At 45.0% G+C, this 16,914-nt stretch carries 17 protein-coding genes; 11 read left to right on the top strand and 6 right to left on the bottom strand.

The window, feature by feature from the left end; genetic code table 11:
* Positions 1–6: 6 nt before the first annotated feature.
* The gene (locus OO016_RS08200) at positions 7–1,740 is read right to left on the bottom strand and encodes an ATP-binding protein (RefSeq protein WP_266012312.1); all 1,734 of its coding nucleotides are present in this window, start codon (positions 1,738–1,740) and stop codon (positions 7–9) included.
* A gap of 188 nt (positions 1,741–1,928) precedes the next feature.
* Between OO016_RS08200 and OO016_RS08195 the strand changes: the two genes are divergently transcribed.
* Both OO016_RS08195 and OO016_RS08190 read left to right on the top strand, forming a co-directional pair.
* Positions 1,929–3,215: a dipeptidase gene (locus tag OO016_RS08195; protein WP_266012311.1), complete on the top strand. Its 1,287-nt coding sequence runs from the start codon at positions 1,929–1,931 to the stop codon at positions 3,213–3,215.
* A 195-nt stretch (positions 3,216–3,410) separates the two neighbouring features.
* Positions 3,411–3,584, top strand: a complete 174-nt coding sequence (locus tag OO016_RS08190) for a hypothetical protein (RefSeq protein WP_266012310.1) — start codon at positions 3,411–3,413, stop codon at positions 3,582–3,584.
* A 34-nt stretch (positions 3,585–3,618) separates the two neighbouring features.
* Here OO016_RS08190 and OO016_RS08185 read toward each other — a convergent pair whose 3' ends face one another.
* Entirely contained in the window at positions 3,619–4,503 is an 885-nt protein-coding gene (locus OO016_RS08185) for a DUF72 domain-containing protein (RefSeq protein ID WP_266012309.1), read from the bottom strand.
* An 83-nt stretch (positions 4,504–4,586) separates the two neighbouring features.
* Positions 4,587–5,390: a sugar-binding protein gene (locus OO016_RS08180; protein WP_266012308.1), complete on the bottom strand. Its 804-nt coding sequence runs from the start codon at positions 5,388–5,390 to the stop codon at positions 4,587–4,589.
* 181 nt (positions 5,391–5,571) lie between these two features.
* Here OO016_RS08180 and OO016_RS08175 point away from each other — a divergent pair, with 181 nt between their 5' ends.
* Positions 5,572–6,087, top strand: coding sequence for a RidA family protein (locus tag OO016_RS08175; RefSeq protein WP_266012307.1), 516 nt, complete (start codon positions 5,572–5,574; stop codon positions 6,085–6,087).
* 70 nt (positions 6,088–6,157) lie between these two features.
* Here the strand turns inward: OO016_RS08175 and OO016_RS08170 are convergent, their stop codons facing one another.
* Positions 6,158–6,931, bottom strand: coding sequence for a hypothetical protein (locus tag OO016_RS08170; RefSeq protein ID WP_266012305.1), 774 nt, complete (start codon positions 6,929–6,931; stop codon positions 6,158–6,160).
* Positions 6,932–7,074: 143 nt separating this feature from the next.
* Between OO016_RS08170 and OO016_RS08165 the strand changes: the two genes are divergently transcribed.
* The 6 genes from OO016_RS08165 (at position 7,075) to OO016_RS08140 (ending at position 13,749) form a co-directional block, all read left to right on the top strand.
* Complete coding sequence (locus tag OO016_RS08165) at positions 7,075–7,443, top strand: DUF2200 domain-containing protein (RefSeq protein WP_266012303.1); 369 nt, start codon at positions 7,075–7,077, stop codon at positions 7,441–7,443.
* A 57-nt stretch (positions 7,444–7,500) separates the two neighbouring features.
* Positions 7,501–8,013, top strand: a complete 513-nt coding sequence (locus OO016_RS08160; protein WP_266012301.1) for a GNAT family N-acetyltransferase — start codon at positions 7,501–7,503, stop codon at positions 8,011–8,013.
* Positions 8,014–8,177: 164 nt separating this feature from the next.
* Positions 8,178–9,704: a zinc-binding metallopeptidase family protein gene (locus OO016_RS08155; protein ID WP_266012300.1), complete on the top strand. Its 1,527-nt coding sequence runs from the start codon at positions 8,178–8,180 to the stop codon at positions 9,702–9,704.
* Positions 9,705–9,747: 43 nt separating this feature from the next.
* On the top strand, positions 9,748–10,119 hold the full coding sequence (locus tag OO016_RS08150; protein WP_266012298.1) for a VOC family protein: 372 nt from the start codon (positions 9,748–9,750) through the stop codon (positions 10,117–10,119).
* Positions 10,120–10,209: 90 nt separating this feature from the next.
* Positions 10,210–13,236, top strand: a complete 3,027-nt coding sequence (locus OO016_RS08145; protein WP_266012296.1) for a WD40/YVTN/BNR-like repeat-containing protein — start codon at positions 10,210–10,212, stop codon at positions 13,234–13,236.
* Between the two features lie 105 nt (positions 13,237–13,341).
* A complete protein-coding gene (locus OO016_RS08140; RefSeq protein WP_266012294.1) occupies positions 13,342–13,749 on the top strand; it encodes a glyoxalase in 408 nt (135 codons plus the stop codon).
* Here OO016_RS08140 and OO016_RS08135 read toward each other — a convergent pair.
* The gene (locus OO016_RS08135) at positions 13,741–14,421 is read right to left on the bottom strand and encodes a DUF2461 domain-containing protein (protein ID WP_266012292.1); all 681 of its coding nucleotides are present in this window, start codon (positions 14,419–14,421) and stop codon (positions 13,741–13,743) included. The two genes, OO016_RS08140 and OO016_RS08135, sit on opposite strands and share 9 nt — an antisense overlap.
* Positions 14,422–14,505: 84 nt before the next feature.
* Here OO016_RS08135 and epsC point away from each other — a divergent pair, with 84 nt between their 5' ends.
* Complete coding sequence (gene epsC / locus OO016_RS08130) at positions 14,506–15,300, top strand: serine O-acetyltransferase EpsC (protein ID WP_266012290.1); 795 nt, start codon at positions 14,506–14,508, stop codon at positions 15,298–15,300.
* On the top strand, positions 15,290–16,174 hold the full coding sequence (gene cysM / locus OO016_RS08125; RefSeq protein WP_266012288.1) for a cysteine synthase CysM: 885 nt from the start codon (positions 15,290–15,292) through the stop codon (positions 16,172–16,174). Before epsC ends, cysM begins: the two co-directional genes overlap by 11 nt.
* Here cysM and OO016_RS08120 read toward each other — a convergent pair.
* Positions 16,171–16,914, bottom strand: coding sequence for an alpha/beta hydrolase (locus OO016_RS08120; RefSeq protein ID WP_266012286.1), 744 nt, complete (start codon positions 16,912–16,914; stop codon positions 16,171–16,173). The two genes, cysM and OO016_RS08120, sit on opposite strands and share 4 nt — an antisense overlap.

Here is a 16,914-nt window from a genome sequence, read left to right as displayed (position 1 = left end):
ATCTTTTTATCTGCCACTCTTTAGTTCTTCCAGCGCCTCATTAAGTTTTGTTTCTACCTGGGTATAGGTCATGACGAACTTATCGTACAGGTCGTTCATCCGTCCAGGGTTGCGTTGTTGCTTTGCCAAATCGTACAATTCCTCTACCAGTGTGCATAATTGATACGTTTTTAGCATTTTGAGTCCGCATTTGATTTTATGAGCGGCGAAGGCTATTTGCTCATAATTCTCACCCTTTAAATGAAGTCTTACCTTGCCAATAAACTCCAGGGCGTTTTTATGATAAAGCGCTATGAGTTCTTCCAGCATGCCGATATCCCCCATGCATTCTCTGTTCAGCACCTGACCAAGGTCAAAATTCTCAGCAGTGCTTTTTACCTGATTGCAATTGGGTTCAAGAATAACAGCCGAAGTCCTTTGCTCTGCTTTTTTATTGATGATTATTTTTTGAAGCAGCTCTTCCGGAGTGTAGGGTTTGAGTATGTAATCGTTAATGCCTTCCTGATCGCATTCTACCTTGTCTTCAGCTGTAAAATCGGCGGTCAGGGCAATTACTGGTAAACTTCTGATGGCCTCACTTTTGTGTTCCCTGATGATACGGGTAATTTCGAAACCGTTCATAAGTGGCATTCTCAGGTCCATGAGCACCATATCCACAACCTTGGTTTCCAGTATCCGGAGACCATAAGAAGCATTTTCGGTAATATATGCCCTGCAACCCCAGGATTGCAATCGTTGCTCAATCAGCCGCTGGTTCATCGGGTTATCCTCAAAAATGAGAATGCGCATGCCTTTGACCTTTTCAGGCGAAAGGATCATACCGCCGTCTATGTTCTTATTAGTTGCCTTGCCTTTCCTGTATGGTATGGAAAAAGTAAATGTGGTACCCTTGCCAAGCTGACTCCTAACCTGGATTTCACCTCCCAGTTTTTGGATTATTTGTTTTACTATACTCAGGCCAAGACCAGTACCCCCGTACTTAGAGAAAGTGTGCTGATTGGCCTGCTTAAAGGAGTTAAAAATGTGTTTCAGGTCGTTTTCTGAAATCCCAATGCCTGTATCTGCAATTTCAAATTGCAGCAAAACATCATTCCTGCCATCCTGAAGACATTTTACTTTGAGTAATATTTTACCCTTTTCCACAAACTTGATGGAATTGCCAAGGAGGTTAAGCAACACCTGGGTCAGTTTAGAGGGGTCCCCAAGTAAATCAATGGGAATATCAGGGTCCAGATCAACATCCAGTTCAACATCCTTCCCCAGCATCAGGGTTTTGCAGAGGTACGAGACATCCTGGATAATGCTGTAGAAATTGAAATCCACTTCTTCAAAGAGCTCCAGCCCGGCTGATAATTTGGAGTATTCCAGCAATTCATTAATGATATCCATCAGGGCATTTGAAGCCGATTGGATGGCATTGACCTGGTAGCGTTGCTCTTCGTTCAGGTCACTCTCCCGCAGCAGGTCAGTAAAGCCGATAATACCGCTCAAAGGCGTCCTGATCTCATGGCTTACAGTAGCTATAAGCATTTCCTCAGTACGATCTGAAGACGTTTTTTTGGAAGATTCCGGCAAACTCCCCTGAGGTTCTTCCCACAGGCTTCCTTCGAGTTGTTTTTTAAAACTCTCAAAGGATTTTTTAAGTTCAGAGGCCGCAGCTACGCTAAGTTCTTCATATGAGAAATCGTCGAGATAGGCTTCAATGTCAGTAAGTTTGGATAGTAATTTCTTAGAGTCCAACGAGTCTGGTTTTGAGGTTACTTGTACGGTTTAGTTTCTTTGGATTTCCTTTCCGGTTGGTATTCCGCTGAAAGGTTCATAATCGATTAAAACTCCTTATTTCCCGTTGATCGGACAATTAAATGTTACCTACCCTATGGATTCTGTTGTCAAAATGCTTTATTTGTAGGTCTAAAAATTTGAACCAAATGCGCTATTTCGTATTACTTTTTATCTCTATATGCTTGTTTTCCTGTGCTGATTCCAAAAAGGAGGTGTTGTCTCTTGAGGAAAAAGCACGCAAGATCCATCGGGAAGTCATTACCATTGATACCCACAACGATATCAATGTCAGGAACTTCACAGATAGCGTCAACTACACCCAAAACCTGGACACACAGGTGAATTTGCCAAAAATGGAAGAGGGCGGACTGGACGTGGCCTGGTTTATTGTCTACACTGGTCAGGACTCCCTTACTGCTGCCGGATATGAAAAAGCAAGTGAAAATGCCATGGCTAAGTTCGATGCCATCCACAGGCTTTGTGAGGAGATTGCCCCGGATCGGATAGAACTTGCCAGGAATTCTGATGATGTAAGACGCATATCGAAATCCGGAAAAAAAGCAGCCATGATCGGGGTAGAAAATGCCTATCCCATCGGGGAGGATCTTTCCCTCTTTGAAAAATACCATGAGCTTGGTGCCCGGTATATTTCCCTGGCACATAACGGACATAGCCAGTTCAGTGATTCTAATACAGGTGAGCGTGATAGTATTTGGTTACATAATGGTTTAAGTAAACTAGGTAAAGAAGCTGTAAAAGAGATGAATAGACTTGGAATAATGATAGACATCTCCCACCCTTCCAAAAAATCTATCATGCAGACTTTAGCAATATCAGAAGCCCCTGTTATAGCCTCCCACTCGTCTGCACGTGCCTTATGTAACCACAGCCGGAACCTGGATGATGAACAACTACTCGCCATCAAGCAAAATGGCGGGGTAGTTCAGACTGTTGCCCTGGCTGCTTATGTTAGTGAGGAAAAGAGCAAGGCAAGACAGGACTATATGAGGGATATATACATGCAGGCAGCAGATTCGTTGGGCCTTACCTATTACGATCGTTCCCAATTCCGTAGCCTGACCGGAGAGCAACAGCAGGAATACATGGAAAACAGGCCTAAGATAAGGGCTCTGGGAAATCAACTTGCAGCCAACCGAACAGATGCGCCAGAACCTACAAACGTTTCTGATTTTGTAGACCATATAGATTATATGGTAAAACTGATCGGAATTGATCATGTAGGTATCAGCTCTGATTTTGACGGAGGAGGTGGCATTGAAGGCTGGTCCGATGCCTCGGAAACCTTTAATGTTACCCTTGAACTGGTTAAGCGGGGATATAACCAGGAAGAAATCGCAAAGCTCTGGGGTGGCAACCTGCTTCGTGTCCTGGATGAGGTAGAGGCTGTTGCCAAAACACTTCAGGGATCCTGAGGATACTGTTGGTATTGCTGACTTTAGCATCAATACTAATTGTGTTTTCGCATGATATGGGCTCTGACAGCGGTTAATGTTAAGAGTATATCAATGTTTTAATAAGGGTTGTTAATCTTCCCCTAAACTTTTCTTAAGGGCCTTGGGTTAAAGATTTAATTGGGATAGCTTAGAGGTAACCTAATCCAATTCATCATGCAAACACTCAGTCGTTACTTCGTTGCCTTCCTCCTTGTTTTAGTCACCAACTTCGTCGGAGATTCAGAATCAGAAAATCAAAAACACCATGCATACCAACCTCAGAAAGAGGTTCAGAAAGCTCCAGCTCAGAAGGTTATGCTGGAGTACCGGTTTACACGCTGTTCATAGCGCATATGAACAGGGGTTCAGCTAGAAAATGGGTTCATTTGCTTTTGGCCAGGGTTTTTGGCACATGTAGATGCAAACCCAGACCTTTATTCAATTTGTCAATTAGATAGCTCGCCAGTAAAGGATCATCACTTGTCATCTGTTGATGCACAAAGAAATTGACCTTTCTCAGCCCTTGCTTGTGCCATAAACGTATCCTTGCCACCCAGTCGTCTATTCTGTCGTAATCACAAGAGTGGTTGGCTGCTACAAAACGAATAAAGGCCTCATCATTGGTCAATCGCATATGCAGCATGTCTCGACGGCCGGGCGTATCCGTAAGTATATTGGCCACCCTATGAGCTGCCAGCAAATGAAACAGTTCTCCGGACACCTTAACATCTTTATACCAATCTGAATGGCGGAATTCCAGTGCCAAAGGGAACTCTTTAGGCCAGTATTCCACAAAACGAACAACACGATCCCAGTTTTTGGGGCTGAAATTGGGATGCATCTGCAAAAATAAAGTCCCCAGTTTGTCCTGAAAACCGGCTGTAGCCAGCAGAAAATTTTCCAGAACAGGATAGGCCATATCGTTGAGGCGCCTCAAATGGCTTACATTTTGTACCACCTTGGGAAAGAAACGGAAATTATCCGGGACGGAACGATACCAGGTATCGTATTGTTCCGAGGGAAAGATCCGGTAAAAGGTTGCGTTGAGTTCTATGCTGTTAAACTGGGAGGCGTAGTAAACCAGTTCTTCCCTGGTGCCCTTTGGATAAAAATTCTTCAGCGCCTGCCTGCTCCATTTAGCCGCACCAACATGTATTATCAAGGGATCCTGTGGTTTGAGATGTTCCAGGAGCACTGTGGTTCCTGAATGGTCCGGGGGCAGGGTAAAATCAATTAACTCCGGATGTTCTACTTTCCCAAACTTCATAGCTGGGCGAAATTAAGGATTAATTCAATCTCCAACGCAACAAACAACGCGGTCAACCACCAACAGGCAAATACGCCATTTCCCTACTCCAAAAATGTCAAACTCCCAAATACATCGGCATTCACATAGCCTTCATCATTATTAATCCCATGCCTCTTTTTTGATCCCATAAAATTTTCACGACTAGCCTTGCCATCATTGTCGCCATAAGCAATTGAAAACCCAATGCGTTTCCCGGGAAGAATCTCAATTGAGGTGTTGTCCATGGCATTTTCGTCAAACGTGTTGTCGTAAAGTTTTATGGCCAATTCCCATAGGTAGTGGTTCCCTTCCTGAGAACGTGCTACCTGAATATGGTCGTCAAAAAATACGGTGTCCTCAGTAGTGCTTTTATCAATAGCATGGCCTTCAGTAGAAACATGATAGGCAAATGCCTGGTGGTTATACTGGTGGTTACCTCCGGATTGATCCTCATCTATAAACACTTCCACATAATCTCCCTTCCAGTAATTTTCCTGGCCGTCTGCCAGGGTGGGTTGCAGATGCTCATCCACCACCGAAACCAGGACATATAAGTAATTTCTGTCCCAGGCCAGTTTGAATTTACCCTGGTAATCCGTGGAATCTGCAACATCTCCCATCCATGTGTAATTCATTCCGAACCAATCCAGTTTATCCCAAATGGCATCCAAACTACATCCATCAATTTCAATAGGAGTTGGTGTCTTAAAGGCCTTAAAATTCCCTTCCTCCCTGTCAATCACTTTAGATGGGCCGAAGTCCGACTGGCAGGAAACCAAAGCACTATCCGATCTTGGCTGCGTGGTTTTTTTATCCTTACAAGCTGTGATCCCCAATAGCAGGGTGATAAATAGCAGTTGAGTCAAATTTGTTCTTGAAAAGTTCATATTTCTAAAATAAAACAATGTTCTATGACATAACAGGAATATTGACCATTTTATCATTTAGATTAAACAAAACACTATAAACTATCAATTAAAAATCATCAAATCCCTATCTTGGTTATCAGTAAATCGACCATGAATAATCTAACTTAGTATACATCACATGAAAAACCTAACCAACCTTTCGCTCATTACTATGCTTTTGGCAATAGCCTTTACATACCACAGTTGCCAACAAAAGGTAAAAGATACAACGGAGGAGATAGAAGAAGAAATAGTTATCCAAGCCGAAACGCCTGAATATTTCCTGCTCCGCCCTGAAGTGGAAAAGGCTTATGGCTATTCCCATGCCGTAAAGATTGGAAATAGTATTAAAGTATCCGGAGCGGTAAGCATGGACGACGAAGGAAACCCGACTGCTGTGGGCGATCTGGCCCAGCAGATGAAGAACTGCTATGCAGACCTGGAAAAGGTTTTAGCCCATTATGGCTGCACCTTTGACGATGTTGTTGTGGAGAATATTTTTACAACCGATATGCCACAATTCCTGGAAAATGCCGGTTATCGCACTGAAATTTACACCAAACAATTCCCTACAGGATCCTGGCTAGGGGTAAAGGAACTAGCGTTGCCTGAGTTTATGATCGAGATTGAACTGGAAGTCCATAAATCGGAGTAACAGAAAAGAAAACTAAAAAAGGCCGTCTCAGAGTTCTGAAGCGGCCTTTGATTTTTTATCTTCTTGCCATCTAATTTTGATAGTAGCTTACCAGGACTTCCTGAGTTGTACCGTTGTAATCCTGAACCATTTCCAGTAAAGCATCTAAAAATGCTCTGTCGCAATTCGCAGAAAAGCTGGCCTCCCTCTGGAATTCTATTCGGAAGGAGTAGTCCCCATTCTGGAACTTCTGCAACACCTCCGGGTTATCGCCAAAGAGGTTTTTCAAATTGGCGTTACGGATATTTTTCGGGTTTTTAGACCTGTCCTTCTGGTAGAGGATCTCAAAGTTATTTCGCATAAACTCCACATGCTCGGGCCCTCCCGCGAGAACAGCGTCCATTACAGGTTTGTAGATAAAACCGTTTTGGGTGCGATAACCCCTTTTGAATATGGTTATCTTACCATCGGCCACCACCTCGAGAAGCTGCCTTCTCGGGAGTTTATCGGTATTCTTCTGGGAAAACAGGTTAGCGTATTTCACCTGTCGGAACTCCTTACCACTCTCCAGAACAAAGCCTCTTATCTCCTTTACCTTATATTTCTCAATTGCCTTTTTCTTGATTTTTTTGCCTTTGGCATACTTCTTATAGGTCTTTTCATCTATGGTACGAAGGGCCATTTGAAACAGGTGGGAGTTGCAATAATCTATGTAGATATAAGCCTCCAGGGTCTTTCCATTTTTCAGGGTTATTGTACCCCTTTCATAGCCGGAACAGGGTTCAGGCTCATTGACGGAAGCGGTTGATGTAACTAGTACTCCCAGGAACAGAAGTAAAATGATAAGATTGGTCTTTGGTTTCATGATAAGCAGGTTTGTCCTATAGAAACGTAACTACCTAAAAACTATTGCCTTAAGTTTAGATCCTTTCCTTATCTTAGGAAGGCATTAATACAGCCGTTATCTTCCCTAAAACAATCAACCTTCAAGCAAAAACAAATTTTATCATGAAATCTACAAATCACCACGATGAGCGCATTGCAAAGATGTCCTTTGCTTCTGTTTACCCACATTACATTAGCAAAGTGGAAAAGAAGGGTCGCACTAAAGAGGAATTGAATGAGGTAATAGAATGGTTAACCGGATTTGATGAGGAACAGCTTAAAGAACAACTGAGGTTGAAGGCCAGCTTCGAAGAGTTCTTTCAAAAAGCTAAACTGAATCCCAATGCCCACTTAATCAAGGGCGTGATTTGTGGATATCGCATAGAGGATATTGAAAACCCGCTGACACAGAAAGTGCGATACATGGATAAGCTTGTTGAAGAGCTGGCCAGGGGGCGCAAGATGGAAAAGATATTGCGTTCAGAGAGCTAATCCAGGTTTTCCTTAAGAAATTATGTGCCCATAAACTCTTCAAAAACAAAAGCGTTAATGCGTAGTACTTCTGAAATCTCACTGAGAAAATTACGGCATGGCGATGCAGAAACCCTCTCCCTCCTGGCTAATAACAAAAAGATCTGGGATTGCGTCCGCGACCTCTTTCCGCATCCCTATACCCTTGAAGATGCGCAGTCTTTTATCAGGAGGACTGAGGAAGAGGACCCGGCACATACCTTTGCCATAGTTAACCCGGAAGACCAGCTTTGCGGGGTTATCAGCCTTATGCCCAATGAAGGGATTTACCGCATCGGTTCCGAGCTGGGCTATTGGATTGGGGAAGCTTACTGGGGTCGGGGCATTGCTAGTCAAGCCGTAGCTCTGATCACGAAATACGGATTTGAACAGTTGCAATTACATCGTATCTACGCCGGTGTCTTCGATTTTAACCAGGCTTCCATGAGGGTTCTGGAGAAAAACGGATATCTCAAGGAAGGAATAAAGCGAAAGGCTGTAATAAAAAACGGGCAAATCCATGATGAACATCATTATGCCATAGTTATTTAACCAATTACTGAATTAGAATTACCGTGCTTTCTATCCACAATGGTTTTTGCTACATTTAATGATCCGCTAACTAACGCTATATGAAACACTACACTACTCTCTGTTTAATTCTAACATGCCTACTACCCTCAACATTGATCTTCTCTCAAACCTCCGAGGAGCGTTTGCAAGCCTTAAAAACGGAAGTGCAGCAGGAAATTGACAAAAACGCCAAAATGGCCCAGGTAATGGTAGACAAGGTATTCAGTTTTGCCGAGCTGGGCTTCCATGAAAAAGAAACCGCCAAATACATCACCGGTATACTGGAGAAGAACGGTTTTAAAATAGAACACGGCATCTCAGGCGTGCCAACTGCATGGTGGGCCAGTTGGGGAAGCGGCAAACCGGTTATCGCTATAGGTAGTGACGTAGACTGCATACCACGAGCTTCCCAAAAACCGGGAGTTGCGTACCACGACCCCATTGTAGAAGGGGCACCGGGGCATGGGGAAGGGCATAATGCCGGGGTCCCGCTGAACGTAATGGCTGCCCTGGCCGTAAAAAACATCATGAAGCGTGAAAAACTTTCGGGCACCCTCATCCTGTGGCCCGGCGTAGCCGAAGAGTTGGTGGCAACCAAGGCCTATTACACCAGAGATGGCTACTTCAACGAAGTAGATATGTGCATCTTTACCCACGTAAGCAGCAACATGAATGTGTCTTACGGCCAGGCAAGCGGTACCGGACTGATCTCTGTAGAATATACTTTTGAAGGCGAATCAGCACATTCTGCAGGCTCCCCCTGGAGGGGTCGCAGCGCCGCTGATGCTGTAGAATTGATGAATATAGGCTGGAATTACGCACGTGAACATATGCACCCGCTGGGCCGATCGCATTCCATAATCAATTACGGGGGCGACCAGCCCAATGTGGTACCTTCAAAGGCATCCATCTGGTACTATTTCCGGGAAATTACATATCCCAAGATCATGGCTACCTATGAGCGCGGCAACGAAATTGCGGAAGCGGCTGCCATGATGACCCGCACCAAGATGAGCAAACGCATACTGGGTACAGCCTGGCCCAGGCACTTCAACAAGGTAATGGCCGAAACCATGTACGAAAACATCAAAACGGTTGGCCTGCCCCAATGGAGTGAGGCAGATCAGACCCTTGCGAAAGCAGTTCAGCGGGAGGTTAATTCCCAACGAGACACCTCGGGCCTAAAAGTAAAACTGGATACTATTGGTTTACCGGTTAAAAACCCGGTAAGTGGAGGGTCTGACGATATTGGTGATATCAGCTGGAAAGTACCTACCATAACCCTTCGGTTCCCTTCTAACATTCCTGGCCTACAGGGGCACCACTGGTCCAATGCCATTGCTATGGCCACCCCCATTGCCCATAAAGGTGTTGTTGCGGGAGCAAAGGTGGAGGCCATGACTATACTGGATTTTCTTCTTAAGCCCGAACTGGTTAACCAGTCCTGGGACTATTATAAAAATGTACAGACAGCCAACCAGACTTATGAACCCATGATCTCGGAAAGTGATAAGCCCGCTACCTACCTGAATGCAGATATCATGGAGGAATATGCCCCAAAATTGAAGCCCTTTTACTATAACGAAAAGAAGTACGACTCCTACCTGGAACAACTGGGAATAGAATACCCCACGTTAAGGGTGGACAAGAATACAAGTGAGGGCATGTAACCATTAATCAAGGACCATTAACTAACAACAAATAACTAACAACATGGAACTCGGAACTTTTTCGCTCAGTTTAACTGTAAAGGATATTCATGCCTCCCTGGCGTTTTATCAGAAACTGGGTTTTACCAAATTTCACGGGGATATTGAACAGAACTGGCTGATCCTTAAAAACGGCAACTGCACCCTGGGGCTATTCCAGGGCATGTTTGAAAAAAACATGCTTACATTCAATCCAGGATGGGATGCCATTGCCCAAAACCTGGATAGCTTTACTGATGTACGGGAAATTCAGTCGGCTCTGAAATCACAGGGTGTACCCATAACAACTGAGGTTGTTCCTGATACTGAAGGACCTGGCAGTATAGTGCTACAGGATCCCGATGGCAATCCCATTTTGATTGACCAGCACGTCTAGGGGGTTACTCGAAAGAATTTGAGGGGAATCCACTGGAATTTCTAAGGCACAATACGTATCTTCCGGGCTTTCAATTTTAGCTTCCCTCCAATGAAAAAGTTATATGCTTCGCTACTATCCTTCTTAGCTGGTAGCTTTTTATTTGCCCAGGATTTTTCTGTCTTTGAATACCGCAATGTTGGTCCTTACCGTGGCGGCAGGGTTACAACCGTTGCCGGGATTGCTTCCGAACCCGGAACTTTTTATTTCGGAGCTACCGGGGGTGGGGTTTGGAAGACTACAGATTACGGCACCTCCTGGAACAATATTTCTGATGGCTTTTTTAAAACCCCTTCGATTGGGGCTATAGCCGTGGCCCAGAACGACCCCAACATTTTGTATGTGGGAACAGGCAGCGATGGTTTGCGCAGCAACTTAATTGAGGGCAAAGGGATGTACAAATCCATAGATGCCGGGGAAAACTGGATGGAGATTGGCCTGGAAAACACCGGGCAGATCGGCGGTGTCCGCATCCACCCACAGGATCACAATACCGTATATGTAGCGGCTATCGGTCGAGCTTTCCAGTCTAACCCGGAGCGGGGTGTTTACAAAACCACAGACGGGGGAAAAAACTGGAAAAAAGTCCTGTTCATTTCCGAAAGAACAGGAGTTTCTGATGTGGAATTCCTGCCAAGCAACCCCAACATAATCTTCGCCGCCGCCTGGAAGGCCGAGCGTAAACCCTGGACCATAATTAGCGGCGGAACTCAGGAAGAAGGTGGGATATATAAGAGTATTGATGGAGGACAAAGCTGGAATAAAGTATATAAAGGGCTTCCCGGTGGATTGATAGGAAAAATAGATATTGAGGTTTGTCCTTCTGATTCTCGAATAGTATACGCCCTCGTTGAGGCTCCTGGGGATGAAGGTGGTCTCTACAAATCCGTTGATCAGGGAGAAACCTTTACGCATATCTCTTCAAACGGGGGTATCCGTACCCGGCCATTTTACTATACCAACCTGAAGGTAGATCCGAAAAATCCAGATATCCTATATGCCATGGCAACAGGTTACTTTAAATCCACTGACGGAGGTAAAAACTGGTCACGCATGCGTCCTCCTCACGGGGATAACCACGATATGTGGATCAATCCCAATAACACTGATCTTTTTATCCAAAGTAACGACGGTGGTGCCAATGTTACCCATAACGGAGGCGAAACATGGTCAACCCAATTCAATCAGCCAACAGCAGAGATCTACCAGGTTGAGGTAGATACCCATTATCCTTACTGGCTTTATGGCGGACAGCAGGATAATTTCTCTACCATAGCCGTACCAAGTATGCCTCCTTATGGGGTTCAAGCCAATGGTATTGGGTATATAATTAATACAGGAGGGTGCGAGACAGGACCGGCAGTCCCCCACCCTACCAATCCCGAGATTGTGTACTCCAACTGCAAGGGTCGATTTACGGTTTATAACAAAAGAACCGGAACGGAACAGTCATACTATGTAGGTGCAGGTAATATGTACGGGCACAACCCCAAAGACCTCAGGTTTCGTTTCCAAAGGGTTTCCCCAATACATATATCCCCTCATGATCCCAGCATTATCTACCATACTTCACAGTATGTCCATATGACCACAGATGAAGGGAAGACCTGGAATATTATTTCCCCGGATCTTACCGCTTATGAGGCAGATAAGCAGGTGATCTCTGGAAGCCCTATAACACGCGACATTACCGGAGAGGAGTTTTACAGCACTATTTACGCCATCAGGGAATCGCCCGTAAAACAGGGGGTTATCTGGGTAGGCGCTAATGATGGTCCTGTGCACGTTACTCAGGATGGTGGAAAAACCTGGACCAATGTAACCCCAAAAAAATTGCCACCTGGAGGCCGTGTTGATGCAGTGGAACCATCACCTCACGACCCAGCAAAAGCTTATATCTCTGTATTGCGCTATCAGTTGGGCGACCGCAGACCCTATATCTACAAAACAGAAAACTTCGGAAAAAGCTGGACTTTACTGAGTAATGGATTTAATGGAATCCCGGCCGATTACCCTTCCAGGGTGGTAAGAGAAGACCCGGTACGGGAAGGATTACTTTTTGCAGGCACGGAATACGGTATGTTTGTATCTCTGGATGATGGAAGAAACTGGAGATCATTTCAACAGAACCTTCCAATAACACCTGTTACCGATCTGAAAATACACCGTGGAGACCTGGCTATCTCCACCATGGGTAGATCCTTCTGGGTACTGGACAATATAGAATCCCTGCGTTTTGGGGGTTTTGCCACGGTAGACTATCCGGTCCTGTTGCCCAGGAAAAAGAGCATCCGCTATCGTATGCCTTCCGGAGCCTTTAGAAGCAACAGGCCTGTTTATCCCGGTCCCTCCGTTATTATGGATTACTACCTGTCCACAGGAGATACACCTGTGCAACTGGAAATCAGGGATAGTTCCGGTAGCATTATCGCCTTTACTAACGACAGTACTGCTGCTTCTTCAAATCCAAAAACACCGAGGGCTATTAGGGATATGAGTACAGAATTTTCTTCCGTATTGCTAAATCAGTCATTGACCAGTAATAAGGGCTGGAATCGGTTTAAATGGGACATGCGGATGATGGGGCCCTGGAATAAATCCGGAAACCGGCGTTTTCGCAATGGTCCTCTTGTAAAGCCGGGAAAATACGAAGCCTCACTTCTTACTCCCGGCAACAAAACAATCGCTTTTGAATTTGAGATCATAGCAGATCCGAGAATACTGGAATCCGGTGTTAGCCTGGCCGACATTGATGCACAGGTTGATCTTCAAATCAAAGTAAGAGACAAGCTCAGCGAAGCCCTCCATTTACAGGATAAGCTAGAGCAAGATCTAAAGGCGTTAGAAAAGGCAGCCTCTGTATTGGGGTCTGATAAACAAAAGAAAGCGAATATAGAAGGGGCACTGGCTCAGTTAAAAACCAAAGACGGGATATACGAACAGCCTATGCTGGTTGCACAGTTGCGCTACCTCTATTCCATGCTCAACCAGGCCGATCAGATCCCAGGAAAAGATGCTTATGATCGATATGGGGAACTTGTATCCTGGTTGATGAAAGTCAAAAATGAAGTGGAATAGCCTAATTATAATGGCTTTGGCTTGTTCATAACCCCGTTAACAACTTCTATTTTTGCCAAAGATGGATGCTTGAGCAAAGTACTACCTTTATTAAAACCTCTTGTGATGAACCAAAGATCCGAAGATCTGCTTGGCTTGCGACCTACAATTTCCAAAGCCAAAGTGACCCCGGAGATGAGCGCAGACGAACGCTTCCAGAACGCAACCCTCAGGCCTGTTATTAAGTTCCAAAACGATCTCCTGGTCGCTGCTTTCCGCAATTATATTCGAAAGCATAAAAATGGGTTTTATGAATTATCGATGGAAAAGCGACTGGCTTTTGTGGAAAACGCCATCCAAAAAGATATCAAGTTCCGAAATTCCCTAAAGGGTATGATCATAGGGCAGTTTACCATCGAGGAATATGAGCTGTATATTGCCAATTCTTCTGCCCTGAACAAACGGATGATGAATATGGTGATTGAGCGCCTAAAGGATCAGATCCAGGTATTTACAGCCGCCGTCCTAGTCTAGGAGGGACTCCCCATTGAGGTTAGTGGTAAGGATATCACTCATCAGGTCGAAATAAGGCCGGATGGCTTTAAACGAATCGTCAACCACTTTGAGGAAGTCTGCTGCCTGCACTTCCTCGTCTGTAAAATTTCTCACAAAAATATATCCCTTCTTGCGGATCAAGTCGATGTCAGGGTGTTCTCGGTCGAATCCCTTGGGTGCCGTTTTTACTTCATCGCCCATCAGTTCCCCCCATACCTTTTTAAATTTATTATCTCCGATCACTTTTCGAAATTCGCTCGCATCCAGCTCCAGTTCCTTTCGGATGCGGAACAGGTCTTCTTTATTGGGTTCCCAGAACCCGCCTGCAATAAAGGATTCTCCCGGCCGTATCCTCAGGTAATAGCCCCCGCGCCTGGATACCCCGGCCCTGGAGTACGATCCGGCAAAATGGGGTTTATAGGGAGTTTTATCGGCAGAAAAACGTACATCCCGATAGATACGGAACAATTTGTGCTTATCGATCTCATCGTGTTTGCCAAGCGCCTCCTTAAGGTCCAGGTAAAATGCCTTGGCATTTGCATGCGCATTTTGGTATAGTGCCTTATTAGCAGAAAACCATTCCCGGTCATTGTTCTTTTTAAGCGACTTAAGAAAGCTAATTGTTTCTTTTGAAATCACAGAAGGTGGCATACGACTAAGTTTTAACTAAAGTTAACCATTTTGGGCAGCCATCGTAGTATTTAATATGTAATTTTGAATAGCAATGTATCCCTCATGAGCAAAGAAAAAATAATCGCAAAAATCAAGGCCAACAAGAAGCAGCCCCATTTACGATTCCGATTGAAGCGCAAGGTAGAGGCATTTACAGACCGGCTTTTCCTAACCTTGTTCGATATAGATACCCCCGTAACTGAAAACATAGACCAGCTTGCACTGCAGTTCGATGAATTAATTGACCTTGTCTGCTGGAATATAGACAGGCCCTGCAGCAAGGTCTGGGAAAACTACCTGGAACAGCTTCCTGAAATTTTGGAAAAATTAAACCTGGATGCCCAGGCTATAGACGATTGCGATCCGGCCACGCAATCTATAGAAGAGGTATATATGGCCTATCCCGGTTTCTATGCAATAGCAATCTACCGCCTTGCCCATGAGCTGCACAAAAAGGGTTTCCCGCTTGTGCCAAGGCTCATGACCGAATATGCCCACAGGCAAACAGGTGTGGATATCAATCCCGGGGCCCATATTGGCAAGTCTTTTTTTATTGATCACGCCACGGGCGTGGTCATTGGTGAAACCGCGGTGATAAAAGACCATGTGCGCATCTATCAGGGAGTAACGCTCGGGGCACTATATGTTGCCAAGCATTTGAAGAACACCAAACGCCATCCCACAATAGAGGAAAATGTGACTATTTATGCAAACGCCACCATTCTTGGTGGGGAAACGGTGATTGGCGCAAACAGTATAATTGGCGGTAATGCCTGGATTACAGAATCCGTGCCCGCGAACTCTACCGTTTTCCACACTCCTGAAATCAAAATAAAAACCCAGGCCAATGTCCCATAGTCTTCTTGAACTTATTGGTAACACCCCCCTCGTAAAATCACGCGCTTTAAATACCAACAAAAAGGTGAGCCTCTACTTTAAAATGGAAGGGCACAACCCTGGCGGAAGCGTAAAGGACAGGGCTGCGTACAATATGATCAAAAGTGGTCTGGAGCGTGGTGAAATAACCCGGGACACCCCATTGATTGAGGCTACGAGTGGCAATACAGGCATTGCCTTAGCCATGATAGCCAGTATGTACGGTTTACGCATGGAACTGGTGATGCCGGAGAATTCAACAAAAGAACGGGTACAGACCATGAGGGCCTATGGAGCCAAGGTTATCCTTACTCCTGCTGATGTAGGTATTGAAGGGGCGCGGGATTATGCCGAGAAAAAGGTAAAAGAAGAAGGTTACCTTACCCTTAATCAGTTTGGAAACGACGATAACTGGAAAGCGCATTATAATACAACAGGCCCGGAGATCTGGAGGGATACCGGAGGAAAAGTAACGCATTTTGTTTCCGCAATGGGTACAACAGGCACCATTATGGGTACTTCCACCTACCTTAAGGAACAGAATCCAGATATTCAAATTATAGGAGTACAACCAACAGATAATTCCCGCATACCAGGCATACGGAAATGGCCGCCGGAATACCTGCCCAGCATATTTAATCCGCACAAAGTAGACCAGGTGATGGAGGTAAGCGAAACAGAAGCTGCCAATATGGCCCGGCTTCTTGCCCGTGAAGAGGGCATTTTTTCGGGTATGAGCAGTGGAGGAGCAGCAACGGCAGCATTAAAACTTGCAACTACTCTGGAAGAAGGGATTATTGTTTCCATAGTCTGCGACAGAGGAGATCGTTATCTGTCATCGAACTTATTCGATTAATCCTCACTTAGCGCTGTTTCCTGGGCCTTCAGGAATTCAGGAAAATTATCCAGATTGTTGTGCCCTCCTCCTTCGATGGTATGGAAGACCTTGTCCCTTACCGGGATGGTATCATATAATCTTTGCCCTGCGCTATAAGGTATAACCTTGTCGTCCGTACCGTGGAATACATGTACTGGGCAATTGAGCTGCTGTGTAAATTCATATGTGCGCATGGGGTATTTCATAAACCATTTTACAGGCAACCAGGGAAAGCGCTTAACTCCAATGTCCAATAGGCTAAAATAGGGGGTTTCCAAAAGTAAGCGGGAAGGCCTGTTGTTTGCTGCAAGTTGGGTTGCCAGGCCTGTTCCCAGTGACCTGCCATACAAAATAATTTCATTCTCTTTATAGTGTTCCGTTGCAAAGTCATAGAATAACTGTGCATCCGAATACAGGGCTCTTTCACTTAGTTTTCCGGTACTTTTTCCATAGGTCCTGTAGTCCATGACCAGAACATCGTAGCCTTTCCGCACAAAGGGTATGGTAATTTTACCCCAGCGGTCCAGGTTGCCGGCATTGCCGTGAAAGTAAAGCACCAGTCCTTTCGGGTTCTCTTTCTTGAACCAAAGGGCATTTAAACGCGCTCCGTCATCAGCGGTAAGGAAAATCTCTTCAAAATATTCCGAAAAGCTGTATGCGTAATTCTGGGGCAGGGAAGTTGGCAGGAATATTATCCGCTCCTGTAAAAAATAAAACAT

It is taken from the genome of Lentiprolixibacter aurantiacus (assembly GCF_026241225.1).
Lineage (GTDB): Bacteria > Bacteroidota > Bacteroidia > Flavobacteriales > Flavobacteriaceae > Lentiprolixibacter > Lentiprolixibacter aurantiacus.
The sequence above is the reverse complement of the archived record's forward strand: the minus strand, read 5'-3'. Positions and strand labels throughout refer to the sequence as shown.